General features: G+C 57.9%; 24 protein-coding genes. 11 read left to right on the forward strand and 13 right to left on the reverse strand.

Features of this window, described 5'->3' with window-relative positions; translation table 11 throughout:
• Positions 1 to 111: 111 nt before the first annotated feature.
• Positions 112 to 1,530 carry an NADP-dependent phosphogluconate dehydrogenase gene (gene gnd / locus K9U38_RS13990; RefSeq protein WP_224494949.1) on the reverse strand — a complete coding sequence of 473 codons (1,419 nt, stop codon included), beginning with the start codon at positions 1,528 to 1,530 and terminating at the stop codon, positions 112 to 114.
• Between the two features lie 307 nt (positions 1,531 to 1,837).
• Between gnd and K9U38_RS13995 the strand changes: the two genes are divergently transcribed.
• Positions 1,838 to 3,202 carry a hypothetical protein gene (locus K9U38_RS13995; protein ID WP_224494950.1) on the forward strand — a complete coding sequence of 455 codons (1,365 nt, stop codon included), beginning with the start codon at positions 1,838 to 1,840 and terminating at the stop codon, positions 3,200 to 3,202.
• Between the two features lie 8 nt (positions 3,203 to 3,210).
• Positions 3,211 to 3,690, forward strand: coding sequence for an NUDIX domain-containing protein (locus K9U38_RS14000; protein ID WP_224494951.1), 480 nt, complete (start codon positions 3,211 to 3,213; stop codon positions 3,688 to 3,690).
• 37 nt (positions 3,691 to 3,727) lie between these two features.
• Here K9U38_RS14000 and K9U38_RS14005 read toward each other — a convergent pair whose 3' ends face one another.
• Complete coding sequence (locus tag K9U38_RS14005) at positions 3,728 to 4,561, reverse strand: MurR/RpiR family transcriptional regulator (protein ID WP_224494952.1); 834 nt, start codon at positions 4,559 to 4,561, stop codon at positions 3,728 to 3,730.
• Positions 4,562 to 4,708: 147 nt separating this feature from the next.
• Here K9U38_RS14005 and K9U38_RS14010 point away from each other — a divergent pair, with 147 nt between their 5' ends.
• The 5 genes from K9U38_RS14010 (at position 4,709) to K9U38_RS14030 (ending at position 11,397) form a co-directional block, all read left to right on the forward strand.
• Positions 4,709 to 5,515: an N-formylglutamate amidohydrolase gene (locus tag K9U38_RS14010; protein ID WP_224494953.1), complete on the forward strand. Its 807-nt coding sequence runs from the start codon at positions 4,709 to 4,711 to the stop codon at positions 5,513 to 5,515.
• A 68-nt stretch (positions 5,516 to 5,583) separates the two neighbouring features.
• On the forward strand, positions 5,584 to 7,137 hold the full coding sequence (locus tag K9U38_RS14015; RefSeq protein ID WP_224494954.1) for an amino acid permease: 1,554 nt from the start codon (positions 5,584 to 5,586) through the stop codon (positions 7,135 to 7,137).
• 78 nt (positions 7,138 to 7,215) lie between these two features.
• Positions 7,216 to 8,586, forward strand: a complete 1,371-nt coding sequence (locus K9U38_RS14020; protein WP_224494955.1) for a glutamine synthetase family protein — start codon at positions 7,216 to 7,218, stop codon at positions 8,584 to 8,586.
• Between the two features lie 185 nt (positions 8,587 to 8,771).
• Complete coding sequence (locus K9U38_RS14025) at positions 8,772 to 10,157, forward strand: aldehyde dehydrogenase family protein (protein ID WP_224494956.1); 1,386 nt, start codon at positions 8,772 to 8,774, stop codon at positions 10,155 to 10,157.
• Between the two features lie 73 nt (positions 10,158 to 10,230).
• Complete coding sequence (locus tag K9U38_RS14030; protein ID WP_224494957.1) at positions 10,231 to 11,397, forward strand: iron-containing alcohol dehydrogenase; 1,167 nt, start codon at positions 10,231 to 10,233, stop codon at positions 11,395 to 11,397.
• Between the two features lie 51 nt (positions 11,398 to 11,448).
• Here K9U38_RS14030 and K9U38_RS14035 read toward each other — a convergent pair whose 3' ends face one another.
• From K9U38_RS14035 to K9U38_RS14070, 8 genes are all read right to left on the reverse strand, one after another.
• Positions 11,449 to 11,838, reverse strand: a complete 390-nt coding sequence (locus K9U38_RS14035; protein WP_224494958.1) for a type II toxin-antitoxin system VapC family toxin — start codon at positions 11,836 to 11,838, stop codon at positions 11,449 to 11,451.
• Entirely contained in the window at positions 11,835 to 12,098 is a 264-nt protein-coding gene (locus K9U38_RS14040) for a type II toxin-antitoxin system Phd/YefM family antitoxin (protein ID WP_224494959.1), read from the reverse strand. Before K9U38_RS14040 ends, K9U38_RS14035 begins: the two co-directional genes overlap by 4 nt.
• A 66-nt stretch (positions 12,099 to 12,164) precedes the next feature.
• Positions 12,165 to 13,229 (reverse strand): ABC transporter ATP-binding protein, encoded by a 1,065-nt coding sequence (locus K9U38_RS14045; RefSeq protein WP_224494960.1) that lies wholly within the window; start codon positions 13,227 to 13,229, stop codon positions 12,165 to 12,167.
• Between the two features lie 15 nt (positions 13,230 to 13,244).
• Entirely contained in the window at positions 13,245 to 14,036 is a 792-nt protein-coding gene (locus K9U38_RS14050) for an ABC transporter permease (protein ID WP_224494961.1), read from the reverse strand.
• Positions 14,033 to 14,932: an ABC transporter permease gene (locus K9U38_RS14055; RefSeq protein ID WP_224494962.1), complete on the reverse strand. Its 900-nt coding sequence runs from the start codon at positions 14,930 to 14,932 to the stop codon at positions 14,033 to 14,035. Before K9U38_RS14055 ends, K9U38_RS14050 begins: the two co-directional genes overlap by 4 nt.
• Before the next feature lie 171 nt (positions 14,933 to 15,103).
• Positions 15,104 to 16,207 carry an ABC transporter substrate-binding protein gene (locus K9U38_RS14060; RefSeq protein ID WP_224494963.1) on the reverse strand — a complete coding sequence of 368 codons (1,104 nt, stop codon included), beginning with the start codon at positions 16,205 to 16,207 and terminating at the stop codon, positions 15,104 to 15,106.
• Between the two features lie 352 nt (positions 16,208 to 16,559).
• Positions 16,560 to 18,149 (reverse strand): DHA2 family efflux MFS transporter permease subunit, encoded by a 1,590-nt coding sequence (locus K9U38_RS14065; protein WP_224494964.1) that lies wholly within the window; start codon positions 18,147 to 18,149, stop codon positions 16,560 to 16,562.
• Positions 18,150 to 18,175: 26 nt separating this feature from the next.
• A complete protein-coding gene (locus K9U38_RS14070; RefSeq protein ID WP_224494965.1) occupies positions 18,176 to 19,351 on the reverse strand; it encodes an HlyD family secretion protein in 1,176 nt (391 codons plus the stop codon).
• A gap of 145 nt (positions 19,352 to 19,496) precedes the next feature.
• Between K9U38_RS14070 and K9U38_RS14075 the strand changes: the two genes are divergently transcribed.
• Complete coding sequence (locus K9U38_RS14075; RefSeq protein WP_224494966.1) at positions 19,497 to 20,186, forward strand: TetR/AcrR family transcriptional regulator; 690 nt, start codon at positions 19,497 to 19,499, stop codon at positions 20,184 to 20,186.
• Positions 20,187 to 20,190: 4 nt separating this feature from the next.
• Here K9U38_RS14075 and K9U38_RS14080 read toward each other — a convergent pair whose 3' ends face one another.
• Positions 20,191 to 20,595, reverse strand: coding sequence for a Fur family transcriptional regulator (locus K9U38_RS14080; protein WP_224494967.1), 405 nt, complete (start codon positions 20,593 to 20,595; stop codon positions 20,191 to 20,193).
• A 174-nt stretch (positions 20,596 to 20,769) separates the two neighbouring features.
• On the opposite strand from K9U38_RS14080, the gene aztA reads away from it, so the two are divergent.
• The 3 genes from aztA to K9U38_RS14095 are packed head-to-tail and all read left to right on the forward strand — an operon-like array spanning position 20,770 to position 23,427.
• Entirely contained in the window at positions 20,770 to 21,600 is an 831-nt protein-coding gene (gene aztA, locus K9U38_RS14085; RefSeq protein ID WP_224494968.1) for a zinc ABC transporter ATP-binding protein AztA, read from the forward strand.
• 2 nt (positions 21,601 to 21,602) lie between these two features.
• Complete coding sequence (aztB, locus tag K9U38_RS14090) at positions 21,603 to 22,469, forward strand: zinc ABC transporter permease AztB (RefSeq protein ID WP_224494969.1); 867 nt, start codon at positions 21,603 to 21,605, stop codon at positions 22,467 to 22,469.
• Positions 22,470 to 22,488: 19 nt separating this feature from the next.
• Positions 22,489 to 23,427: a metal ABC transporter solute-binding protein, Zn/Mn family gene (locus tag K9U38_RS14095; RefSeq protein WP_224494970.1), complete on the forward strand. Its 939-nt coding sequence runs from the start codon at positions 22,489 to 22,491 to the stop codon at positions 23,425 to 23,427.
• Between the two features lie 17 nt (positions 23,428 to 23,444).
• Here K9U38_RS14095 and K9U38_RS14100 read toward each other — a convergent pair whose 3' ends face one another.
• Positions 23,445 to 25,016: a TerC family protein gene (locus tag K9U38_RS14100; protein ID WP_224494971.1), complete on the reverse strand. Its 1,572-nt coding sequence runs from the start codon at positions 25,014 to 25,016 to the stop codon at positions 23,445 to 23,447.
• 411 nt (positions 25,017 to 25,427) lie between these two features.
• A complete protein-coding gene (locus tag K9U38_RS14105; protein WP_224494972.1) occupies positions 25,428 to 25,979 on the reverse strand; it encodes a DUF924 family protein in 552 nt (183 codons plus the stop codon).
• Positions 25,980 to 25,982 lie beyond the last annotated feature (3 nt).

Genomic DNA, 25,982 nt, shown 5'->3' on the forward strand with positions numbered 1-25,982 from the left:
GTGTGTGCATGCCCGACATATGCGGCGGGAGGCGGCATTGTGAAACCCACCGCCCGCTTGATGCATTGTCGCCGCTACGTAGACAATAGCGGCGCGGACTCACCGATGCACTCAGCCGGCATCGGACCATGGGCCGTGGAAATCGCCTTCTTCGCCGATTCGCTTGAAGCCGTGCGCGCCGAAGAAATCGCGCTGGGCCTGGATGAGATTTGCCGATCCGCGCGCCTGGCGATAGCCGTCAAAATAGTTGAGCGCGGCCGACAGCGCCGGCGTTGGCAGGCCGGCCAGAGCCGCTTCGGCAACGATCCTGCGCAGGGATTGCGAACCGGTCTTCATCCGGTCGATGAATGCAGGCGCAAGCAGCAGGTTCTTGCCTTCGCGGCCCTCGAATGCCGCTGCGATCTCGTCGAGGAACTGCGAACGGATGATGCAGCCGGCGCGCCAGATGCGAGCCGTGGTGGCAAGTGGAATGTTCCAGCCATGCTCCTTGGAGGCGCCCGCCATAACATCGAAGCCCTGCGCATAAGCGGCAATCTTGCCGGCCAGCAAGCCTTCCTCGAGGGCGTCGATAAATGCCAGGCCCTTGTCCGCAAGCTTGGCTGAGCCGAGTTCACCATAGGCGGCGGAGGCATCGCTGCGCTCCTTGACGAGCGACGAGATCGACCGGGCGGCGACAGCAGCTTCGATCGCGGTCGCAGGAATGCCCAGCATCTGTGCTTCGATCGCGGCCCAGCGGCCGGTGCCCTTCTGGCCGGCGCTGTCGAGAATGACATCGACCGCCGGCTTGCCCGTCTTCCTGTCGGTCGCCTGCAGCACCTTTGCGGTGATCTCGATGAGATAGGAGTTGAGCGGGCCGGTGTTCCACTTCTCGAAGATCTTGCCGATTGCCTCCGGAGCAAGGCCGAGGCCATCGCGCAAGAGGCCGTAGACCTCGGCGATCATCTGCATGTCGGCATATTCGATGCCGTTGTGGATGGTCTTGACGAAATGGCCGGCACCGTCCGGGCCAAGCAGCGCGGAACAGGGAAAGCCTTCAAACTTGGCGGAGATCGCAGTCAGGACCGGTTCGATACGGGCATAGGATTCGGCAGTTCCACCGACCATGATGGATGGCCCATGGCGTGCACCTTCTTCGCCGCCCGATACGCCCATGCCGACAAAGGTTGGATCGTTAGGGCCAAGTTCGGCAAGGCGCCTTACGGTGTCATGGAAATTAGCGTTGCCGGCATCGATGATGATGTCTTCCTTGGCGAGGAAGGGCTTCAGAGCCGCAACCTGTTCGTCTACCGCTTCACCTGCCTTGACCATCAGGATGATCGGGCGCGGCGCACGAATGCTTCTCGCCAGCTCTTCAAGCGTGTCGCAAGGAATGATCTGGTCCTTCAGGCGGCCTGCCTCTTCGTAGAACTCGCGGGTCTTGGCCACGGTCCGATTGAAAACTGCGACGCGATAACCGTTGTCGGCGATATTGAGCGCCAGATTGGCGCCCATGACGCCAAGGCCGATCAATCCGATATCAGCTTGCTGCATGATCTTGGTCCCTAGACTACATTCATTATTCGGTTTTGCTCGGGAGAGGAGGTCCCCACCCGCAGGAACTGCATTTGTATAGCAATACAAGTTCCCGGCAATGCTTTAGACCTTTCCGGCCGGACCCGAAAGGGCGTTTCACGTCAGGTATGAAGCGCGCGGCGTTGGCCACCTGTTTCGAACCCGGGCAGGTGTGCAGGAATCTGCATCGATTTTATTTTATACATGCGATTCGGAGTGATACTTTAGTATGGCCTATAAATATATTTCACTATAACTATTTGAGGCAGTAAAAATCTGAGATATTGTGACTGAATATAGTGTTGATATTGCTCGTGACGGATTTTTATTTTGCACTCCTATGGGTAAAACCAATTTTTTTAATTCGATAGAGGCCGGCAAAGTTGCGGCGACAGTACCTGAAGCTAACAATGGGCAGCCCGCGCTGACGTTACGGGAAAATTTCGGGCTTCCGGGTTCTCAACTTTATTGCAGCGTCTTCCTGCCGCCCCCTTTTGCTACCTATGGACCAACATTCTATGTGGAGGATGTCATCGACGTGGATGGGCTCTCAGCCGATTGTCCGTGTGATCCGGAGTACGGCAGCCTCGTATCGGGTTCGGCTCTGAAAACGGCCCTTCGAGCGGCTGGCTTTTCCATCGGTCGATCAAGGCTGCGCGGGCACGATCGAAGACGTCTCGTTCAGGAGCGTTTGGACATGGCTGAGCTCCTACGGTCGTATGGATGTGAGGTCTTTACCGCGTCGAACGACGTCGAATGGCTCAATCTCGCTTCGGTTCGAGGCGTAATCGCAACGCATGTTGACCAGCAGCAATATGCTGTCGAGAACATTGCCGGCTTGAGCGCCCTTGATCTGTGGACCGTTCATTTCCAGCGTGCCGACGGTACACATGTCTGCCTTGCGGAGCATGGCGTGAGCGCCGCCGCAGTTGGAGAGCGGCTCGACAGGATTGGAGTGCGCCGTCACGGCGAGCAGTGCATCGTGCTGAATGCGCCAGACCGAATGATTCCATGGGAGATCCCGGCAAGAGGTGACCGCAAGCTCACTCAACTGTCAAATTGGATCGATTATGGATTCAATGTGTGGTCGGACAGCGATAGCAGACCGCACCTGGTGATAGGAGAGGCTGTGATCCGGGTGGCAGATATACAATGTCGACGACAAGAGTTGGAGCTCTTTCTGACCGCCGCTGCAACGCACTTCGAGGGCTTCCATATCCTCGAACTTGCCGAAGGTTGCAGGTATGGCGCTCCAACCAACAGCATCGATGTAGGGACCGCGATTCTGAGCAATGCTAGCCTATCGGACAGGTGCCGCAACAGGATGGAAGGCATTCTTCGGCGCTCTATCGACAACTCCATGCATTTCGAGGAGAATCCTCCGGGATTTCGCTGCGCCGTGTTTCCAGTCGACAGGTCAGCGTATTCGTTGCTTGCAGAAGGAGATCCCCTGCATCACGCTTCGGTAGACCGCAGTCAGATCGATCCGCTTGATCCCATGGATATCTTCTTTGATATTCATGGGCAGGAGCACGAGCGCCTGGCAGCACGGCTGAGTGCGAGGCGCGAGCAACTGGGGGAGGCCCCTCATTCGCAGGACGATGAGTGCCGTCCGGATTCACCTCTTCACCTATGTTCAGGACTTGAGTGAACGCAACAATGGAACACCGGATATCCTCTGGGGCGCTTGTGCTCCGCGATGAACGAATCCTCCTGGTCAGGCACCGATTGGAAGGCGAGTACGATTATTGGGCACCCCCCGGAGGTGGGGTGGAGGATGATGAGGAACTCGAGGCAGCGGCTGCGCGAGAAGTATTTGAGGAGGCCGGGATAAGGGCTCAGATGCTCTCGCTCGCCTATATCGACGAGTTGATAGATCACTATGGACGCATGATAAAGTTTTGGTACATTGCGCAGTATCTATCTGGAGAAATCACTTTGGAGCTCAACCCTGCGGTGGAAGAGAGCATTGTGGACGCTGGATGGTTCGCCCATGCTACCTTGCCGAAGGAACACGTTTTCCCAGTGCTCCTTCGTGACCAGTTCTGGAAGGACTTGGGAAGTGGGTTTCAACACCCAAGAAAATTGCCCCTACAGCATTCAATCTTCCAGCTGAAGTCGGGCCTCGCCGAAGAATAGAGGCTGACACGCCCGCTGAAGATGTCAGAACTTGCAATCAGTTATCACGCAGTTTTTCCATGTCGCGGATGCGATCGGCGCTGCCCTTTTCCAGCTTGCGGGTGACTTCCGCAACCAGGGTCTCGGCCACGAGGAAGAGGGCTGCCGATGAATCCCATGGCGAAGGTACTGCCGTTCGGCCGGCGATGACGTGGCGGGCAAATCGGGCGATAGGCGAAAGCCATTGATCGGTAATCAGGACGATCTCCACACCGCGCGCCTGGGCCTTCTCGGCGAACCGAACCAGGCTTTGCTGGTAACGGCGAATATCAAAAATGACCAGCACATCCTTTTTGCCCATGTCGATCAGCTGGTCGCGCCAATGACTTTCCTGCCCGGTGAGATGTGTTACGCCCGGACGCGTAATCTTGAGGTGTGCTGCCATATATCGGGCAATCGGATCGGTAAAGCGGCCGCCCAGCAGGTAGATGCGCGCGCGGTTGCGGCTGATAGCTTCCGTGACATCATCCAGCTGTTGCGCCGAGAGATGCTGGAAGGTCTCGCGAATGTTCTCGATAGCTGCTTCCATGAGGGGAAAGACCGGACCGCCCTTTACGCTCTGGATCGACGCTGCACGGTTCCACGGTGATTGAACCTGGGCAGCCAGTTCTTCCTGAAGTGCTCCCTGGAAATCCGGGTAGCTCTGGAAGCCAAGCCGGGACACGAAGCGAAGAATCGTTGGCGAACTAACGCCGGCCTGCGTCGAAAATTCGGCCACGGTTCTCAGTCCGATCAACGGGTAATTGCCAATCAGCGTCTGCGCGGCTTTGCGTTCCGATACCGACATCGCGTCCATTTTCTCAGCTATCAGCTCGGAAATACTGGTTGTCATGGATGTTTCCCTGTCCAGCCAAGACCCTATCCGTGTCAGAATGCGATTTTCGGATTTGACAATCTTGGTTGATATGTATCAAATCATACGAGAGCGGAAATAAAAACATAAAATGTAACGTAAGATACAGTTGCCGAAGAGGCTGCGATGGGATTGTCCCGGAGAGTGACGCATGACTGGACTCCAGTCCGGGTATCGAACCCCGACGGGCGTTCGCAGTGTGTCATCCTTTGCGACCATGCATCCAATCATATCCCGCCAGGCTTTGCCATGCTCGGCCTCGATGCCGCTGATCTGCAACGACATATCGCGTGGGATCCCGGTGCGCTTGGCGTCAGTCAGGCGATGAGCAGGCGCCTGGATGCGCCGCTGGTTGAATCCTGCGTGTCGCGTCTGGTGATCGATTGCAACCGCCCGCTCAATGCGCCGGACCTCGTGCCGTCCTTAAGCGAAGCGACGTCCATTCCTGGCAATGTTGGCCTGGATGATGCGGCCAAATCGCAGCGCATAGCGCTTTCGCACCGGCCCTATCACGCCGCCATCGAGAAACTGGCGCAGGAGCGGGCGAGCAAAGGCCTGCCTGATCCGGTCTACGTGGCGGTCCATTCCTACACGCCCGTCTATCGCGGGGTGGCCCGTCCATGGGATATCGGCATTATCCATGATGATGATGACAGGGTTGCCGCGCCATTGATTGCAGGGTTGCGAGCGTTGAACCGATTCAATGTCGGCATCAACGAACCCTATTCACCGGCGGATCGTGTCTACTACACACTGGAGCGGCACGCTTCAGCCTTCGGATTACCGGCGGTGATGATCGAGATCCGCAATGATCTCATCAGCACCCCACAGGAAGAACAGGCCTGGGGCGACACACTTTCCGGGCTGCTCAGGGAGATCGTAGAGAAACCGCTTTTGACAATGGCGGGCTCGCCAACAAGGGGATCGGCATAAAAACAACCATGGAGTAGCGCTCTCGCGAGATCTGACGTTGCAACTTACCAGAATAATAGGGGAACGTGATGACACAGCAAGACTACACTGACAGAGACAAATCGGAGGACATCAAAGTCCTCCACAGCATGGGCTACGCCCAGGAATTGGAGCGGCGCCTCAGCCGCTTTTCAAACTTCGCCGTCTCCTTCTCGATCATTTGCATCCTGTCCGGCGGTATCAACTCGCTGGCACAGGCGACATCCGGCGCGGGCGGCGCGGCCGTTGGCATCGGCTGGCTCGTCGGCTGTTTCGTCTCGCTGACGTTCGCCGTTGCCATGTCGCAGATCAGTTCCGCCTATCCAACAGCCGGCGGGCTGTATCACTGGGGTTCGATCCTCGGCAATCGCGGCACCGGCTGGGTGACGGCATGGCTTAACCTGCTTGGCCTCATCACGGTCCTTGGCGCTATCAATGTCGGCACCTGGACTTTCTTTATAGGCGCTTTCGGCCCGACGCTCGGCATCGAAAACACGCTGACGACACAGACGATCTTCCTTATCATCATTACGGGCGGCCAGGCGCTCATCAACCATCTTGGCATCAAGCTGACAGCCAAACTCACGGATTTTTCCGGCTACCTGATCTTCTTCGGCTCGATTCTGATTGCGGTTGTCTGCCTGTTCGCAGCGGAGACCTGGGATTTCAGCCGGCTCTTTACCTTCCACAACTATTCCGGCGAGGCGGGCGGTAATGTCTGGCCAGCCGTATCGAACTGGTGGGTGTTTGCACTCGGGTTGTTGCTGCCGATCTACACGATCACCGGCTATGACGCTTCGGCACATACTTCCGAGGAAACGCTGAAGGCCGCGAGTTCCGTACCGCGCGCCATGGTCATGTCGGTCGTCTGGTCGGCCATCTTCGGTTACCTGTTCCTTGCCGCATTCGTGCTGATGATTCCGAACATGGACGAAGCCGCAGCACAGGGCTGGAATGTCTTCTTCTGGGCTTTCGACCAGCGGGTGGCCTCGGGTCTGAAGGAATTCGTCTACCTTGTCGTCTTCGTGGCGCAGCTGCTCTGCGGCCTCGCCACAGTGACATCCGCCTCGCGCATGATCTTTGCCTTCTCGCGCGATGGTGGACTGCCTGCATCCGGAGCGCTTTCGAAGGTCAGCCCGACCTACCGCACCCCGGTGGCCGCGATCTGGACAGGCGCAGCCCTTTCGGTGCTGTTCGTCTGGGGTTCGTCGGTTGTCTCCGTCGCGGGCACCTCCGCCTACACGATCGTCGTATCCTGCACGGTCATCTTCCTGTTCCTGTCGTTCACGGTACCGATTGTGCTCGGCCTCATGGCCTGGGGAACGCCGAAATGGGACAAGATGGGACCATGGAACATGGGTCGCGGCATCTTCACGCTGTTTGCGATCCTCTCCATCCTTTCGATGATCCTGATCTTCATCATCGGTATCCAGCCGCCCAATGACTGGGCATTGTACATCACGGTCGGGTTCTTCATCCTGACTGCCGTGATCTGGTTTGCGTTCGAGAAGCGCCGGTTCCAGGGACCACCACTTGGTGAAATCATTGCCGCACGCCAGGCCGCCATCAAGGCAGCAGAGCAGGCGGTCGGCGAACGGGCCTGATTTAAGCAGCGGGGGCGACCGGTACGGCACCGGTCGCCCCTTTTATTTTGACCGAATTGACCTTTCAAAGGAAAGAATATGCCCGGACACTGGAGTTTCGACGATCTAAAGCGCCGTGTGAACAATGGCGAGATTGATACCGTTCTCGCCTGTTTCGTGGACATGCAGGGCCGGCTGATCGGCAAGCGCTTCCACGCTTCCCATTTCGTCGAGTCCGCGCATGACGAAACGCACGGCTGCAACTACCTGCTTGCCAACGATATCGACATGGAACCTGTGCCCGGTTACAAGGCGGCGAGCTGGAAGCAGGGCTATGGTGATTTCATCATCAAACCCGACCTTTCCACGATCCGCCATATTCCGTGGTTGGAAAAATGCGCGCTGGTGTTGTGCGACGTGCTCGATCATCACCACCATGAGGATCTGGCCCATTCGCCGCGCAGCATCCTGAAGCGGCAGCTGGCCCGGCTGAAAGAGCGTGGCTATCTCGCCTATTTTGCCTCGGAGCTCGAATTTTACCTCTTCGACGAGACCTATGAGAGCGCCCGTGCCAAGCACTGGAAGGGCATGAACACGGCGTCGCCCTACATCCAGGATTATGTGATCCAGATGACGACCAAGGAAGACGCCGTCATGCGCGCCATCCGCAACGGGCTGTTCGATGCCGGCATTCCGGTCGAGAATTCGAAGGGTGAGTGGGGGCCCGGCCAGGAAGAAATCAATGTGCGCTATGCAGAAGCGCTGGAAATGGCGGACCGCCATGTGATCATGAAGAATGGCTGCAAGGAAATTGCCACCCAGATGGGCAAGGCGATCACATTCATGGCGAAGTATGATTACGCGCTGGCGGGGAGTTCCAGCCATGTCCACAACTCCCTGTGGAGCGCGGATGGCAAGACGCCGCTGTTCTACGACAAGAAGGCGGAACATACGATGTCGCCCCTGATGCGCCAGTGGGTGGCAGGGCAGCTGAAATATGCCGATGACTTCACCTATTTCCTCGCGCCCTTCATCAATTCATACAAGCGCTTCCAGGCGGGAACATTTGCCCCGACGAAGAATGTGTGGAGCCTCGACAATCGCACCGCCGGCTTCCGCCTCTGCGGCGAAGGCACCAAAGCCATCCGTATCGAGTGCCGCATCGGCGGCGCCGACCTCAATCCCTATCTCGCCTTTGCGGGTCTGATTGCTTCGGGACTGGCCGGCATCGACGAGAAACTGGAGCTGGGTGCGCCATTTCAGGGCGATGCCTATGGCGGCACGCGGCTGAGGGAGATTCCAAAGACGTTGCGCGACGCCACCGAGACACTGGCGCGCTCGAAAATGCTCAAGGAGGCGCTCGGTGAGGATGTGATCGAGCACTATGTGCATACGGCGCGATGGGAACAGTTCGAATATGACCGCCGCGTGACCGACTGGGAGTTGCATCGCGGCTTCGAACGGTATTGAAGACTTGGAAAATGTGACATACCCCTCCCTGCTGCTGCGCAGCTTTCCTCCCCACAAGGGGAGGATGCAGGAGCCAAGCTTGAGCACTTTCACAGCTTGGCGATTTGCGGTGGTGACAGGTGCAACGACCTTATTCTCACCCTTGTGGGGAGCGGTCCATAAAATGAAGACAAGAGGTTTTTGCCATGACCGAGACGGTCAAACTGATTACCCCGATCGACGGTTCCGTTTATGCGGAGCGGCCGGTCGCAACCGACAAGGCCATTGACGCCGCTGTTGAGACGGCCAGGCAGGCGCAGCCGGATTGGGCGCAGACGAGCATTGCGGAACGGGGCCGTCTTTGTTTGGCGGCGCTGGACGCACTGCTTGCCACGAATGACGAGATTGTGCCCGAAATCGCCTGGCAGATGGGCCGTCCGGTACGCTATGGCGGCGAAAAGGGCGGCGTGGAAGAGCGCACGCGCTACATGGTCAAGATCGCCGAGACGGCACTCGCTCCCGTCGTCGAAAATGACAAGTCCGGCTTCCGAAGGTATATCAAACACGTGCCACTTGGTGTCGTGATGGTCATTGCCCCGTGGAACTATCCCTATCTTACGGCGGTCAACACAATCATTCCGGCGCTGATGGCGGGCAACAGCGTAATCCTCAAGCATGCGGCGCAGACGCTGCTTGTCGGTGAACGGTTCGCCCAGGCGTTCGAGAAGGCTGGCCTGCCTAAGGGCGTGTTTCAGAACATCGTGCTCAATCACGCTCAAACGGAGAAGTTGCTCGGTTCCGGGCGCATCGACCATGTGAACTTTACCGGTTCCGTCGGGGGCGGCCGCGCTATCGAAAAGGCCGCGGCGGGAACGTTCATGACGCTCGGACTCGAACTTGGCGGCAAGGATCCGGCCTATGTGCTCCCGGACGTCAATCTCGACCATGCGGTGGCCAACCTTGTCGATGGCGCTTTCTTCAACTCCGGCCAATGCTGCTGCGGCATCGAGCGCATCTATGTGCACGAGAACGTTTATGACCGGTTCGTCGACGGCTTTATCGACCTCACCAAGCAATATGTCGTCGGCAATCCGCTCGATGCCTCAACGACGATGGGGCCGATGGCACAGACACGCTTTGCCGATCTCGTTCGCGAGCAGAAGGCGGAAGCCCTGCGCAAGGGCGCCAAAGCTCATGTGAACATGAGTGTCGCCAATGACAGGGCGGGGTCGCCATACCTGGCGCCGGAAGTGCTGACGGGTGTCGATCACCAGATGAGCGTCATGCGCGAGGAAAGCTTTGGTCCAATCGTCGGCATCATGAAGGTGCGCAATGACGAGGAGGCTGTGGCGCTGATGAATGACAGCCAATATGGCCTGACAGCGTCGCTATGGACGACGGATACCGATCACGCCGCAGAAATCGGCGACCGGATCGAGACCGGCACAGTGTTCATGAACAGATGCGATTACATCGACCCCGCACTTGTCTGGACCGGGGTCAAGGAAACGGGAAAGGGCGCCGCCATGTCTGCGATCGGCTACGGCAATCTGACGAGACCGAAGTCTTTTCATCTGCGCCAAGAGATCTAGCGACCATCTTGGCTTGTCGAACCACGCACAGCAGACGTTTCAACCCTTTCTAGAGCTTCAAAAGAGACCTGACATGAGCAAACTGATTTCCAAATGGAACTACCCGACCACGGTTCGCTTTGGCGCCGGACGCATCAAGGAACTGCCGGAGGTTCTGGAAACAACGGGCATCAAGAAACCACTGTTCGTCACCGATCCCGGGCTTGCCAAGCTGCCTGTCGTCGCATCGACCCTGAAGATCCTTGATGAGGCCAAGGTTCCCTATGGCGTATTCTCGGATGTGAAGCCCAATCCGGTCGACTCCAACCTGACCGCTGGCATTGCCGTATTCAAAAAGGGCAAACATGATGGCGTCATCGCATTCGGCGGCGGCTCGGCGCTCGACCTAGGCAAGCTGATTGCCTTCCAGGCGGGCCAAACCCGTCCGGTCTGGGATTTCGAGGATGTAGGCGATTGGTGGACACGCGCCAACAGCGATACGATCGCACCGATCATCGCCGTGCCGACGACAGCCGGAACGGGCTCCGAAGTCGGGCGTGCCGGGGTTATCACCAATGAGGAAACGCATACCAAGAAGGTGATCTTCCATCCGAAGCTGTTACCGGCTGTTGTCATCGCCGATCCGGAGCTTTCGGTCGGCATGCCGGCGTTCATCACTGCCGGTACAGGCATGGACGCCCTGGCGCATTGTCTGGAAGCCTATTGTGCTCCGGGCTATCACCCGATGGCCGATGGTATTGCGGTGGAAGGAATACGGCTGGTGTTCGAGAACCTGCCGAAAGCCTATGCCAATGGCAAGGATCTGACGGCGAGGGCCCATATGATGAGCGCTGCTGCCATGGGTGCTGCGGCCTTCCAGAAGGGTCTCGGAGCAATCCATTCGCTGTCGCATCCGATCGGTGCGCTTTATGATACCCACCACGGCATGACCAACGCAGTATTCATGCCCTATGTGCTGGCGTTCAATCGCGATGCGGTCGACGAGCGCATTGCGCGTCTTGCCAGCTATATCGGCATCAAGGGTGGCTTCGACGGGTTCGCGAAAGCAGTGATCAAGCTCCGCAAGGAGCTGAAGGTGCCGCACACGCTGCCGGGTCTTATCAAGGACCTCGACATGACCAGGAAGCAGAAAGAGCTGATCGCTGACATGGCCATCGTCGATCCTACGGCTGGCGGTAATCCGGTCAAGTTGACGAAGAAGGCGGCACTGAAGTTGCTGGATGAGGCGATTGCGGGGTAGCCGAAAGCATACACTTGACGTCAGATAAAAGAAGCGCCGGAGACGGCGCTTCTACGCTGGAACCACAAGCGTGGGATGGTAACGCCAAAGCTTGGCGTCGGCAGTTATCAAGGGCATGGCCTCATATAGTGCCTGGCCAATCATGATGCGGTCAAACGGATCGGCGTGATCGGCAAATTGAGGGAGCGATGCCACAGCTTCAGCATGATCGCCTGTAACAGGCAATTCGACCAATCCAGCAAGATGAAAGGCGGAGCGGGCCTCGCGTGGATGCAGTCGCAGATTTCCCTTGGCATGTTTTATCGTAATTTCCCAAATGGCCGCGACACTCACAAACAGGATATTTTCGGCACTTTCTGCAATTTCGACGACCTTCGCAGATAGATTGTCCGAACCTTCTACCATCCAAAGTGCAATATGGGTGTCCAGCAACAGCCTCACGGTAAAAGACTTTCACTTGCTTCGAAATCCTTGGCGATGTCAGCATCGCCTGCATTGAACTCCTCCACAGTCTTGGGGAGATTCAGGCCTTCAAGGATATGCTTTGCTGCTCCTAAACGTTTCGGGACCGTATAGGGCACCAGTTTCGCAACGGGCTTTCCATTGCGTGCCAAGATAATCTCGTTCTCGCGACCGGTCTCCAGGCCTTCGACCAAACTCGACAGTCGGGTCTTGGCATCATGCATGTTGATGGTGAGCATAGCAGCCTCTATTAGCTAAGGTTACTTAGCTAATAACATACTTTCCGAAATGAGTACAGTTTTGGCTTAATGCCCCAATACGAGCAGGTCCTTTGCGCAGAGGCTGACCTTGACGTTTTCGCCAGGCTCGGGCGGCGGTGCGCTTGGATTGTTGAACGTGTCGAAGGACACGGTGTTCTCGCCAAGCGATGCACGGATGCGGATGACCGACCCCAGGAAATGCACGCTGTTGATCTTGCCGTCGAGCGTGGTTTCGCGCTTGTCGGTGGCTTCGCCGAGGCTGACGGCTTCGGGGCGCACGGCAAGGGCGATCCTGTCTCCGGTCTTGTGGCCGTTAAGCCGCGGCCCAATGGTAAAGTCCTTGCCGTCCACGGTGATCACGCCGGCACCGGCATCGCGGACCGTCGCATCGAGCGTGTTGAGCGTCCCAACAAAAGAGGCCACAAACCGGGAGGCGGGCTGATTGTAGATCTCGAATGGCGCGCCAACCTGTTCGGCCCGGCCTTCATACATGACGACGATGCGGTCGGAGATCGACAGCGCTTCTTCCTGGTCGTGGGTAACGAAAATCGTGGTGATGCCAAGCTTGCGCTGGATCGCGCGAATTTCCTCGCGCAGCGAAACGCGGATCTTGGCATCAAGTGCCGACAACGGTTCGTCCAGCAGGAGCACCTGCGGCTTGGTCGCAAGCGCACGGGCGAGCGCCACCCGCTGCTGCTGACCGCCCGACAACTGGTAGGGAAAGCGCTCGGCGAGATGGTCAAGCTTGATCAGCGACAGCATCTCATGGACCGTCGCGTCGATTTCGGCTTGCGGCCGCTTGGCGACCTTGAGCCCGAAGGCGACATTCTGCGCGACCGTCATATTTGGGAACAAGGCATAGGCCTGGAACACCATGCCGATATTGCGCTGGTTCGGCTTGAGATTGACAACGTCCTTGCCGCCAATGCTGATCTGCCCCGAGCTCGGTGTTTCGAAGCCAGCAACCATGCGCAAGACTGTCGTCTTGCCGCAACCGCTCGGTCCGAGAAAGGAGACGAATTCGCCTTTCTCGATGTCCAGATTGAAATCATGAACGACGGTTGTGGCTCCGAAGCTCTTTTTCAAATGGCTGATGCTGAGAAATGACATTGGCTTGATTCCGGTCTATCGCTTGGTCGCAGCGAGTGATTTGTTGAAGCGGGTAACAACCTGGATCAGGCCCATGCAGACCCAGGTGATTGCGAATGCAATAACGGACAGCGCCGCCGGCTCATAGGCGCGGTTCGCACCCATCAGCTGCAGGAACGGACCAAACGCCGGGCGGTTCAAGAGCGCCGCCATGGTGAACTCACCGATCACAATGGCGAAGGTGAGGAAAGCGCCGGACAAGACCGCAACGAGCACATTGGGCAGTATGATGCGCGACATGATGGTGATGCGGCTTGCCCCGAGGCTTTCTGCCGCTTCGGTCATGGTGCGTATGTCGATGGCGCCGAGGCCTGTGTCAACGGCGCGGTACATATAGGGTAGCGCCAGCGTCGTATAACCGAGGCATAGCAGGATGTTCGTACCCATGGCGGACCCTGTCAGCGGCAGGATCGAGGACGTGTTGTAGAGACGGATATAGCCAAACACGATGACGATCGCCGGAATGACAAGCGGTAGCAGCGTGATGAACTCGATGAACGGCCGCCAGCCGGGCAGCCGCAACCGAACCCAATAGGCTGTCGGAACAACCAGAACGACCCCGACAATGATGGTGGCGATCGCCATCACGACGGAATAGGCGAACGTCGCCTGAAATCCGGGATCGCTGAGCACGACCCAATAGGCATCGAGCGAATAGACGCCGCGCCGCATGCGCAGCGAGAACTCCAGCAAGCCGAGGAGCGGCAGCACGAAATAGACGATGCCAAAGGCGAGGGCGAGCCAGGACCAGATGCGATTCGTCTTCATTTGAGCCACCGTTCGCTGCGGGCGCGCATCCAGATATATATGCCGTTTGAAACGCCGGTAATGATGATCATTCCGAAGGCGAGCGCATAGCCAAGCTGTGGATCCTGGAGCACGTCTCCGCGTATCTGTGCGTAGAGAACGATCGGGACGATGCTGAGCGAGGAGCCCGTTAAGGCATAGGCCGTGGCGATCGCTCCGAAGGAATTGGCGAACAGCAGGAGTATGGTGCCGAGCAATGCCGGCCAAAGGATTGGAAAGGCGACCATGCGCCAATATTGCGGGCCAGTCGCGCCAAGAATGAGCGCTGCTTCCTTCCACTCGCGCTTCAAGCCGTCAAGCGCCGGCGTGATGATGAGAATCATCAAGGGAATCTGGAAGTAAAGGTAAGTCACGGTCAGGCCCCAGAAGCTCAGCAGATTGAAGCCGTGGGCATAGAGATTGAAACCGAAAATATTGGTGAGCAGATAGGTCACGAGGCCGGTGCGCCCCAGGGTGAACAGGAAGGCATAGGCCAGCGGAACGCCGGCAAAGTTCGATGCGACACCGGAAAAGGTCATGAGCGGAGAACGGATCCAGCCGGGTAGACCACCCAGGGTGACGGCTGCAGCAATGCAAAATCCAATTGCCGCGCCCAACAGTGCCGAAGCCAGCGAGATCTTGATGGATATCCAGTAAGCGTCACGGATCGATGGCTGGAACAGATTGATCATGTTGGTGAGGGTCAGATTGCCCTCGGCATCCTGAAAGGCACCGGCGACGAGATAGATCGTCGGCAAAACCAGGAACATGATGGTGAATATCAAGAAGGGCATCACGCCGAGCCAGTCGAGCGAAAGGCGTTTGCGCTCAGCCAGGGGAACTGGGGATGACGTGCTTGGCTCTGTAATGGCACTCATGAGTGTCGACACCGCTTTCGTGGGTACAATATAGCCGTTGCCTCACAATATGCGAAGCGAACAAGACCGACACGGATTTTCTTCATTTCGTCGTGCCCTATGACATATGGGCCAAGTGCTGACGCAAGCATATCCCCGCGGAGCGATCCGCGGGGATATGTCCGTCAGGACTTACTGGACGTTGGCGCCAACGACCTTGTCCCAACCCTTGGTGATGGCTTCCTTGGCGGCGGCCTGTTCATCAAGTGTCGGGAAGAATGCATCCTCATAGGCATCAGCCGGCGGAAGCTTGTCGAGGAGTTCCTTCGGTACCTTGTTGTTCTTTACCAGGTCCTGGAAGCGCGCAGGATGGCAATAGCCCTTCAGATAGCCGATCTGACCTTCATCAGAATAAAGGTATTCCATCCAGAGCTTGGCGGCATTCGGATGCGGTGCATAGGCGCTGATTGCCTGGACATAGACACCAGCAAGGACGCCCGATTCGGGAACGACGACTTCAACCGGCGGATTGCCCTTGAGCGTGTCGCGACCGGCAAGCGCATTGTAATCCCAGGTGATGATGATCGGCGTTGCACCCTGTGCGAGCGTGCCGGACTTGCCGATGACCGGAACAAAATTGCCGGCCTTGTTCAGGTCGCTGAAGAACTTCAGGCCAGCTTCACCGGATTCGGCACCTGCCTTGGCACCGGTTGCTGAGCCAGCAGCCTGAACGGCCAGGATCGCCTGGTTGGACGCGCGCGGATCGCCGGCCAGCGCAACGCTGTTGGCATATTCTGGCTTGAGCAGGTCCGCCCAATCCTTCGGAATGTTCTTGACGATATCGGTATTCACCTCAAACGCCATGACGCCATAATAGTCACCGTACCAATGGCCTTCTGCGTCCTTGACGTTCTCCGGAATCGAATCCCAGGTCGAAACCTTGTACGGCATTGTCAGGCCGCCTTTCTTGGCGTCAGGGCCGAAAGCGAAGCCAACATCGATGACATCCGGTGCCTGCGGGCCCTTGTTGTCCTTATTTGCCTTGATCGCTTCAACTTCGTCCTTCGAACCGGCATCCGGGTTCAATTCGTTGACTTCGAGGCCGTACTTTGCCTTGAAACCAGCGATGATGTCTCCGTATCCGCACCAGTCATGCGGCAAGGCGATGGTTGTGAGCGAGCCTTCCTTCTTCGCTGCTTCGACCAGCTCGGCCGGCGCGTCAGCCAATGCGATGGTCGTGCTTGTGAACAGCAGTGCAGTCGACAGCGCAAGCAAGCGTTTTGAGTAATCTACCATTTTGAAACCCCTTTTTGAGCGATACGTCTTTGGCTCTGTTTCGACGTCCAGCAACCCGATATAGGTGTCTCATGTCAGTTGGATGACAGACCGATGACACGGTTGTGAACGTCGTTTTCCTGAGCAGTAGCGGGAGTGAACCACTTTTTACGTGGCTTAGCAATTCAACCTGGATGCGATTTTTCAATGTAATCTGCGGGTTGCAAAATCTCGGGCAATTACAGACAAATGCGCTGATTGATCGTTGTTCAACCAACGTGTTCGCAGCCCGCCAGGCAAGCTCTGGTGATCGCGCAACGGATAATGGTTATGGGGCTAATCTCTTCGATCTAGATCGCGATCTGCGTCGGCGTCAGTGGCCGCCGCCGCCTCCCGATGGCGCTGCTCCAGGCTTGCGCATGAGAATCGCGAAGACAGCAAGCGAGGCGAAGAGCAGGGTCAGGATGTAGAACACATCCATGAACGAGAGGAGCGACGCCTGTTGGTGCACCATGCCGGAGAGCTTGCTGAGCGCGGTCGTTGGCCCGTCGAGGCCGTGCGATGCGAAGTTCTTCGTCATCGTGGCCATCATGTCCTCGGCTTCCGGATTGCCCCAGTGAACGCTTTCTGAAAGCCGCGCATAGTGAATGGCACCGCGATCGGTCAATATCTGATTGATCACAGCCAGTCCGACGGCACCGCCAAGATTCCGCATGAGGTTGAACAGCCCCGATGCATTCTTCAGGCGAGCCGGCGGCAAGGTGCCAAGCGCAAGGTTGTTGATCGGCACCATGCACAGCATGAGCGAGACGCCGCGGAATATCTGCGGGATCAGAAGCTCATGGAAGTCCCAGTCGGCAGTCAGGTTTGTCATGGTCAAAGTACCGGCGGCAAAACCGAGAAAACCGATCATGATCATGATCCGCGGGTCCATGCGGCCAGACAGGAAGCCGGCTACGGGGGCCGTGAGGAACATGCAAAGCCCGCTGACAAACAGGGCTTCGCCGATCATCAGTGCATCATAACCCCTGATCTGCCCCAGATAGACCGGGTAGATATAGGTCAGGCCATATAGGCCAATGCCAAGGACGAAGGAGAATGCCGAGCCGAACGCAAAGTTCAGGTTCTTGAATGCGTAGAGGTCGACGATGGGCTGTTCCGCGGTGAAGGCACGGTAGAAAAACGTGACGCAGCCGATAACCATGACGATGCTGCAGTAATAAACCGCATTGTCCTGCAGCCAATCATTGCGCGGGCCTTCCTCCAGCACATATTCGAGCGAGCCGAGGAAGGCCGCCATGGCGGCAAGACCCCACCAGTCGAACTTGTTGAGCAGCGAGCGATCGCCCTTGTCGAAGTCGATCAGGTTCCATGCAGCAATCGCCACTGCAATGCCGGGGATGACATTGACGAGAAACAGCCAGTGCCAGGAGAAGGCGTTGCTCAGATAGCCGCCGACCGTCGGTCCGATGGTCGGAGCGAGCGTTGCCACCAGGCCGATCATCGGGGAAACAATAGTGCGCTTGGAGGGCGGGAAGATCGTGAAGGCGGCCGCAAAGACGCTCGGGATCATGCCGCCGCCGATAAAGCCCTGGATGGCGCGGTAGACGATCATCTGGTCGATGCTCGTTGCCGTGGCGCACAGGATGCTGGCGGCCGTGAATCCCGCCGCGGAGACCGAGAACAGGATGCGTGTCGACAGGAGCCGCCCCAGAAAGCCGGAGAGCGGGATCATGATGACCTCTGCGATCAGATAGGAGGTCTGAACCCAGGAAATCTCATCGGAACTTGCGCTCAGGCCAGCCTGGATCTCGGCAAGCGATGCCGAGACGATCTGGATATCGAGGATGGCCATGAACATGCCGAAGACCATCGCGAGGAAGGCGATGGCCTTCTTCGGATCGATATGCTCGTCCGGAACGGCAGGTATGGCCGCTCCTCCGATAGTAGTGGCTTTCGACATGATCTTCGGCCTGTCCGGGTTTGGTTCTACTTGGCTGGTGTCGTGCGCGTATCGATGTCGACAACGACGCTGAGGCCAGCCTGCAGCTTGCCGCTCGCCAGAGCGTCGGCGGGCAGTGCGATGCGAACCGGAACGCGCTGGACAACCTTTGTGAAGTTGCCGGTAGCATTTTCAGGCGGGAGCAACGAGAACACGGCTCCGGATGCCGGGGCGACCGAAGCGACAGTGCCTTCAAACGTGTCACCTGACATGGCGTCGACCTCAATGTGGACCTTCTGACCCACGGCGATCTCGCGCAGCTGCGTTTCCTTGTAGTTTGCGTCGATATAGAGCGCGTTTACCGGAACGAGGGCCGCGAGACGCTGTCCCGGGCTCACCAGGTCGCCAGTCTTGGCCGCCAGGTTGCCGATCACACCATCGACCGGCGCACGGATAACGGTAAAGCCAAGGTCGCGGGCCGCCTTGTCCTTGGCAAGCTGCAGCGATGCAATGGAGCTCTCGGCTTCCTTGTACTGTGCTTCAAGCACGCCGACATTGGCCACGGCCGTTGCAATTTGCGCGTCGGCCGATGCGATGTTGGCCTTGGCCTGGTCGAGGGCTGCGGTTGCATCATCGAGCTGCGACTGGGACGCAAACTGCGTGGCGTGCAACTGGTTGGCGCGAACCGATGCTGCCTGGGCATTGGTCAGCACAGCCTGCGCGGCGAGCTTGCCCGCCTGCGCCTGCTGCAGCGATGCCTTGGCCGCTTCGGTCTGGGCCTCTATGCGTTCGAGCGACAATCTCTGGGTGGCGATCTGCGCTTCGGCCTGGTTTTCAGCAATCGTATAGTCGCCCTTGTCGAGGGTGATCAGCGGGTCGCCCGCCTTGACGCGCTGGTTTGCAACGACGTTGATCGTATCAATATAGCCGGTGACCTTGGGAGCAATCGCCGTGATGTCGCCCTGAATGTAGGCGTCGTCCGTGGAAACCATGAAGCGCCCGGTCGTCCACCATTCGTGGCCGTACCAGGCACCTGCTCCGATCGCTGCAATGATCACGACGGGCAGCACGAAGCGCCTTACGGAACGCTTTGGCTGTGCAAGGATCGTCGTAACGTCGGGTTGCGGCGCTTCGGTCTTTGCTGGTGCTTCAGACTTTGAAGCAGGAGCCGGGGCTGGAAACTGACGGATCTCAGCTTCATTGGTTGCTTTCGACACGGGCATGGGATGGCTCTTTCCAAGAAACGTCACTCGCAAAAGTGATTAAACCAATCGGTTCGATCGTTGACATAGCGCAAACGAAGGCGCATATCAAGTGCATCGAACCGATTGGTTCGAAAAAGAATCGAAAAGAGGAAGCAACGCCAACATGTCGTCTGTGAAACCATCCGTCATGTCATCCACGGCACGGGCCGATGAGGATTTCGCGGAGGCTGAGCGCCCGAGCCGGTTGGCCGCTGGCCAGGATCCGGTCAAGCGGCAGCAGATACTCGAGGGCGCCAATCGTGTGTTTTCGCAGATGGGCTTTGATGCCGCGAGCATGAACGACATCACGCGTGAGGCGGGGGTCTCAAAAGGCACCATCTATGTTTATTTCGACAGCAAGGAAGAGCTTTTCCTGGAGCTGTGCATCCACTACCGCGACATCCTGTTTGCAGATATCTACCAGGCGCTGGAAACCGAAGGAGACCTGCGCGCGGCGTTGATCGAGTTCGGAATCGCCCTGGCAACTGTGTTGACGTCGGACGTTGTCGTTCGCGCGCAACGCGTGGTGATCGGCGTCGCCGAGCGCATGCCTTCGATGAGCCGCGATTTCTACGAACGCGGCCCGAAGCGTGGCCACGCGCTCATGCGGGCGCTCCTTGACAGGCACGTGGCGGCAGGAAGGCTTGATATCGAAGACACGGAGCTCGCCAGTTATCAGCTGGCGGACCTATTCCTTTCAGGCATGTTCAAGAAGCGGTTGTTTGGTTGCCTACCGCAGCCCCCATCAAAGGAACTCGTCCGCAAAACCGTGACCGCGGGTGTCGACGTGTTCCTGAAGGCGTATCAGCGCTGAGGGTTCAGGCGCTGGCGCAATTGCCGCAGACGCCGCGGATTTCGATGGTCGTCTTGGATTGCTTGAAGCCGTTGCTGTTGGTCCAGTCGCGCACACGGCCAGTGATGATCTCGTCCGAGAACTCCGTGACCTGGCCGCACGTGTCGCAAATGGCAAATGCGATCATGCCGTGGCTGTGATGATGCTCATGCGGATGCGAGCAGGCAACGAAAGCATTGATGCTTTCGAGCCGGTGGATCATTCCGTAATCGAGCAGCTTGTCGAGAGCACGATAGACCTGAAGCGGCGCACGGAAGCCGTCACCACGCAACTGGTCGAGGATCGTATAGGCGCTGAGCGGCCCGTCGGCCCGAGCCAACGCATTGAACACAAGCGATTGGTTCTTGGTCAGCTCCTGGGTGGTTGTCATGGGCGCTCCTTGGTGTTCGACAAGAGATAGGAAGTTTTTGTCTTTTCCGCCAGTGGATACAATATTTTTGGCCGATCCCAAACTCGCCATTGTTGACTAATGTAATAACATCACATATCGAAATGGCAAGCTTTGACAGCCGGCAGCGGCTGCATTCCGGATGCGGATAGATTGATGACTGAACCGTGCCTTACCTTTGACGATCTCACCCTGGGCTATCATCGCCACCCGGCCATTCATCATTTGAGCGGGAGTATCGCGCGCGGATCGCTGACGGCGGTCGTGGGCTCCAACGGTTCGGGCAAGTCGACGCTCATGAAGGGTATCGTGGGGGTCTTGAAGCCGATGTCAGGATCGTGCACGGTCGAAAAAGGCGTTCGCATCGCCTATCTGCCCCAGCAATCCGAACTGGACCGGTCGTTTCCAGCACGTGTGATCGATCTGGTTTCGCTCGGCCTCTGGCCCAAGCGCGGCCTGCTTGGCCGCTTCACATCGGACGATCGTGATCGGGTTGCCAGGGCGCTGATGAGTGTCGGGCTTGGCGGCTTTGAAAAGCGTCCAATCGATACACTTTCTGGCGGACAGTTGCAGCGTGCTCTGTTCGCCCGGGTCCTGGTGCAGGATGCGGATCTGATCCTGCTTGACGAGCCCTTCAATGCGATCGACGCCAAGACCGTCGGCGACCTGATCGAGTTGATCAAGCGCTGGCACGGCGAAAAGCGGACAATCATGGTTGTCGTGCATGATCTCCATCTGGTGCGGGAACACTTCCCCGAAACGCTGCTTCTGGCGCGCAAACCGATTGCCTGGGGTGAATCGCGCGAGACCTTGCGGCCAGAGAATCTGTTGCATGCGCGCCAGTTCCATGAGGCGTGGGAGGAGGGAGCGCCCTGGTGCGAGGATGATGCGGTGCATTCGCCGCACGGTGATCACCATGATCATGCGCATGGGCACCATCATCATCACGGTAGCCCCGACCATGGCTCGAACAAGGGCGCTGCCTGATCATGTATGATTTCCTGATCGCCCCATTCGTAGACTACAGCTTCATGCAGCGCGCGCTCCTCGGTTCATTGGCACTTGCCCTCGGCTCCTGTCCGGTCGGCGTTTTCCTGATGCTGCGGCGCATGAGCCTGACTGGCGATGCGATGGCGCATGCAATCCTGCCCGGTGCAGCTGTAGGGTTTCTGCTGTACGGCCTCCAGATCGTGCCGATGACCATCGGTGGATTGATCGCAGGCGTCGTCGTTGCGCTCGGGGCAGGCGCTGTGTCGCGATTCACCATCCAGAAGGAAGATGCCTCGATGGCGGCCTTCTACCTCATCTCGCTGGCGCTGGGGGTCCTGATCGTTTCCCTGCGCGGCTCGAATATCGATCTGATGCATGTGCTTTTCGGGACTGTTCTTGCCCTGAACAACGAGGCGCTTGGCCTTATCGGAATCATCTCCGTTGTCAGCCTGGTGACACTGACTATTTTCTGGCGCGGGCTTGTTGCGGAATGTCTCGATCCACTGTTCCTGCGCTCCGTCAGCCGCATTGGAACGCCCGTCCATTTCATTTTCCTGGCGCTCGTGGTCATCAATCTCGTTGGCGGTTTCCAGGCGCTGGGAACATTGCTCGCGGTCGGGCTCATGATGCTGCCGGCCGCGGCCGCACGCTTTTGGACCGTGCGCGTGGGTCCCATGTGCGCATTGGCCATCATTATCGGCTGCTTGTCCTGCGCCGCAGGTCTGCTCATCTCCTACCATTTTTCCGTGCCATCGGGGCCAGCCATCATCCTGTCAGCTGGCGCGATCTATCTTTGCTCCATCATCCTCGGCTCGCGCGGCGTGATCCACACGCGCCTGCGCCCGCACCGTCACAGAACTGCCTGAAATCGAAAGGAACGGCTCAATGATCAAGGCTCTGACACTTGCTACCGCTTTGAACGTTATATTATTACTTGGCGCAGGATATGCTGCCGCTGGGGCGGATGGCCTTAAGGTAGTTTCCAGCTTCACGGTCATTTCGGATCTTGCCAGAAACGTTGGCGGCGCCAAGGTATCCATCACGACGCTCGTCGGTCCCGATGGCGATGCCCATGTCTACGAACCGAAGCCGGCGGATGCCGCTGCGGTGGCGGCGGCGGACGTGGTTCTTGTCAATGGACTTCATTTTGAAGGGTTTCTGCCGCGTCTCGTCGAAGCAAGCGCGACCAAGGCGCCCATCATCGAGTTGAGCAAGGGCGTTGAGCCAATCAAGAGTGCCGAGGAAGAACATGACCACGGTGCCGCTGGCAGCACCGAGCATGACGAGCATGGCGCCTACGACCCCCATGCCTTTCAGTCGATCAGCAACGCCAAGATCTACGTCCAGAATATCGTAGGTGCGTTCTGCGCAGCCGACGCGGCCAACTGCGACGCCTACAAGTCAAACGCCTCGGCCTATACTGCAAAGCTCGACGCCACGGAATCCGATGTCAGGGCAGCCATCGCCTCAATCCCGGAATCAAAGCGTCTGGTGATTACGTCGCACGACGCCTTCGGTTATTTCCAGCATGAATATGGTCTGAAATTTCTAGCACCGGAGGGTATCTCCACCGACGCCGAGGCATCGGCTGCCGATATCGTCGCCTTGATCAAGCAGATCAAGGACGACAAGGCTTCCGCTATCTTCATCGAAAGCATCACCAATCCGCGCCTGATCGAGCAGATCGCCAGCGAGACGGGTTTGAAGATTGGAGGCACCCTCTACTCGGATGCACTGTCGAGGCCGGAAGATGGCGCCGGCACCTATATCGACATGATGCATCACAACATCGATACATTCAAAACGGCCATTCTCGGCAACTGATCACCGGATCACTGGCGCTAGATGAACGCTGCCGTCTGCGTCGGCGAAATGCGTACTTTGCCGATGTTACGGCCATCCATCTCGACGATCTCAAATTCGAGGTCGTCGACCGTCAGCTTTTCTCCCACTGCAGGGATATGGCCAAGGTTCCAGAGGATATAGCCGGCGAGCGTCGTGTAACGGTCGGCATCATCGACGAGATCGCGCTCGATCAAACCGCCGAGGCGACGAATGTCGATATAGGCATCGACAACCATGCTGCCGTCCTCCGCGCGTTCAAGAATGGGGCTTTCCTCACCCTCCTCGGGAAAGTCGCCGGCAATCGCCTCAAGAACATCCGTCGGGGTTACCACACCTTCAAATGAACCGTGCTCGTCGAGGACGATGCCCATCTGGACCGTGGTACCGCGAAGCTGTTCCATCACACGCAGGACATTGGCGTTCTCATGGAGAATGAGCGGCTGGCGTGTCACCTTCTCCCAATCGATCTTGCCGCCATCGAGAATGGCGAACAGCAGATCCTTGGTCAGCGCCACGCCGACGAATTCATCGACGCGTCCGCGCGCAAGCACGACGCGGCTGTGATTGAGCGTGCGGATTTCCGCAAGCAGTTCGTCATTGGTCTCGTCGAGATCCAGCCATTCCACCTCATTGCGCGGTGACATGATCGAACGAACCGGGCGCTCGACCAGATCGAGGACACCGCGAATCATTTCCTTCTCCTCGGGATGGAAGACATCGCCTGCAGCGCTGTGTTCAGCGATGACATCGAGTGTATCGGAATGCGGTGCGTCGCTGCGCCCGCCTCCCAGAAGCCGCAGCACTGCACCGGCAGTACGATCGCGCAGGTCCATCGTGGTGATACGCTTCTCGCGATTGTGCCGGCCGACCTGATTGGCCGCCTCGACAAGCACCGAAAAGCCGATGGCGGCGTAGAGGTAGCCCTTGGGAATGTGGAATCCAAAGCCTTCGACGATCAGGCTGAAGCCGATCATCATCAGGAAGCCAAGGCACAGGATCACAACGGTCGGATGCTTGTTGACGAAGGTCATCAACGGCTTCGAAGCCAGCATCATCACGCCGACGGCAATCACCACGGCTATCATCATGACTTCGAGATATTTCACCATGCCAACGGCTGTGATGACACTATCGAGCGAGAAGACCGCATCGAGGACGACGATTTGCGCGATGACCTGCCAGAAGACCGCGTGTGCCACGTTGGTTTCCTTGGCCGACATGTGACCTTCCAGCCTCTCATGCAGTTCCATGGTGCCCTTGAAGAGCAGGAAGATACCGCCGAGGATCAGGATGATATCGCGGCCGGCGAAGCCAAATCCTGCGACGCTGAAGAGTGGCTTCGTCAGCTGGACGACCCACGAAATGGAAGCAAGCAGCAGGAGCCGCATGACCAGGGCCAGCGACAGACCGACAAGCCGCGCACGGTTGCGCTGGTGGGGCGGCAGTTTGTCGGCGAGGATCGCAATGAAAACGAGATTGTCGATGCCAAGCACGATCTCGAGCACGACAAGCGTGGCAAGACCAATCCAAGCATTGGGGTCGGCAATCCAGTCCAGTGTCCAGTCCATGGGGAAGTCAGGTCCTTTTATTGATTAGTCAGCGCGGCATCGCGGCAGGATTGGCTTGAAAAAAGCAGCCCAAATCCACCCGCGGCGCAGGCAAAGAAGAAAAACGTGAAATAGGAGGGATTGGTTGCTGACGCCGCATATGCAGGGTCAGCATGCTTCGCAAGTCCGGACTAGGAGGCTCTTCAGATTGTTCGTCCGGCATTGATGCGCGGTCAGTCCCTGTTTGACTGGCTGTCATTGTGAGATTTGAAAGGTGCCAGATGGGGCTATAATGGCAGTCCGGTGGCTGCCGTTCAAGAGGCCGCTGAGATTTTGCCTTCGAACAGGCGAAACTTGTTCCGACACCGGGTCACTCGACGAGGATTGTTCAGACCAGGACTGAAATGACGGGGCGATGCCTGGGCGCCATGGCTATCCCGAAAAGCCCCCGCCATCAAGGAACGCCTGCTCCTCTTCGGTGGTCTGGCGGCCGAGAATCGCATTGCGATGCGGGAAGCGGCCGAAACGGCGAATGATGTCGTAGTGCTGGTTGGCATATTCCAGATTTGCCGGGGCGCCTTCCCGGCACAGCTCCACCGAACGCCGCTGGTCATCGACATTTTCCGAATGCATGAAGGGCATGTAAAAGAAGGCGCGGAGCTGCGGATCGACGGACAGGTCGTGGCCCTGTTCCAATGCACGGCCCGCATAGAGGCGGGCGAGGGTGTCGGTCGCATACATATGGCCAGTGTCGCGGAAGAAATTGCGCGGCAGCTGGTCGAGCAGGATCAACAGCGCCAAGGCACCATAAGGTGTTTCAAGCCAGTTTTCATATTCGCGGCGCGCGGCAGCCAAATGATCTTCGGTGAAGCGTTGGCGACAGGTTTGGTCGAACGCCTCATCCTTGGTGAACCATTTCTGGGGTCCTGCCTCCCGCCAGAAGTCGACGATTCCGGCAATAATAGGCGTGTCGCTGTCATCCATCGG

It is taken from the genome of Phyllobacterium lublinensis (assembly GCF_020164435.1).
Taxonomy (GTDB): Bacteria; Pseudomonadota; Alphaproteobacteria; order Rhizobiales; family Rhizobiaceae; genus Phyllobacterium; species Phyllobacterium lublinensis.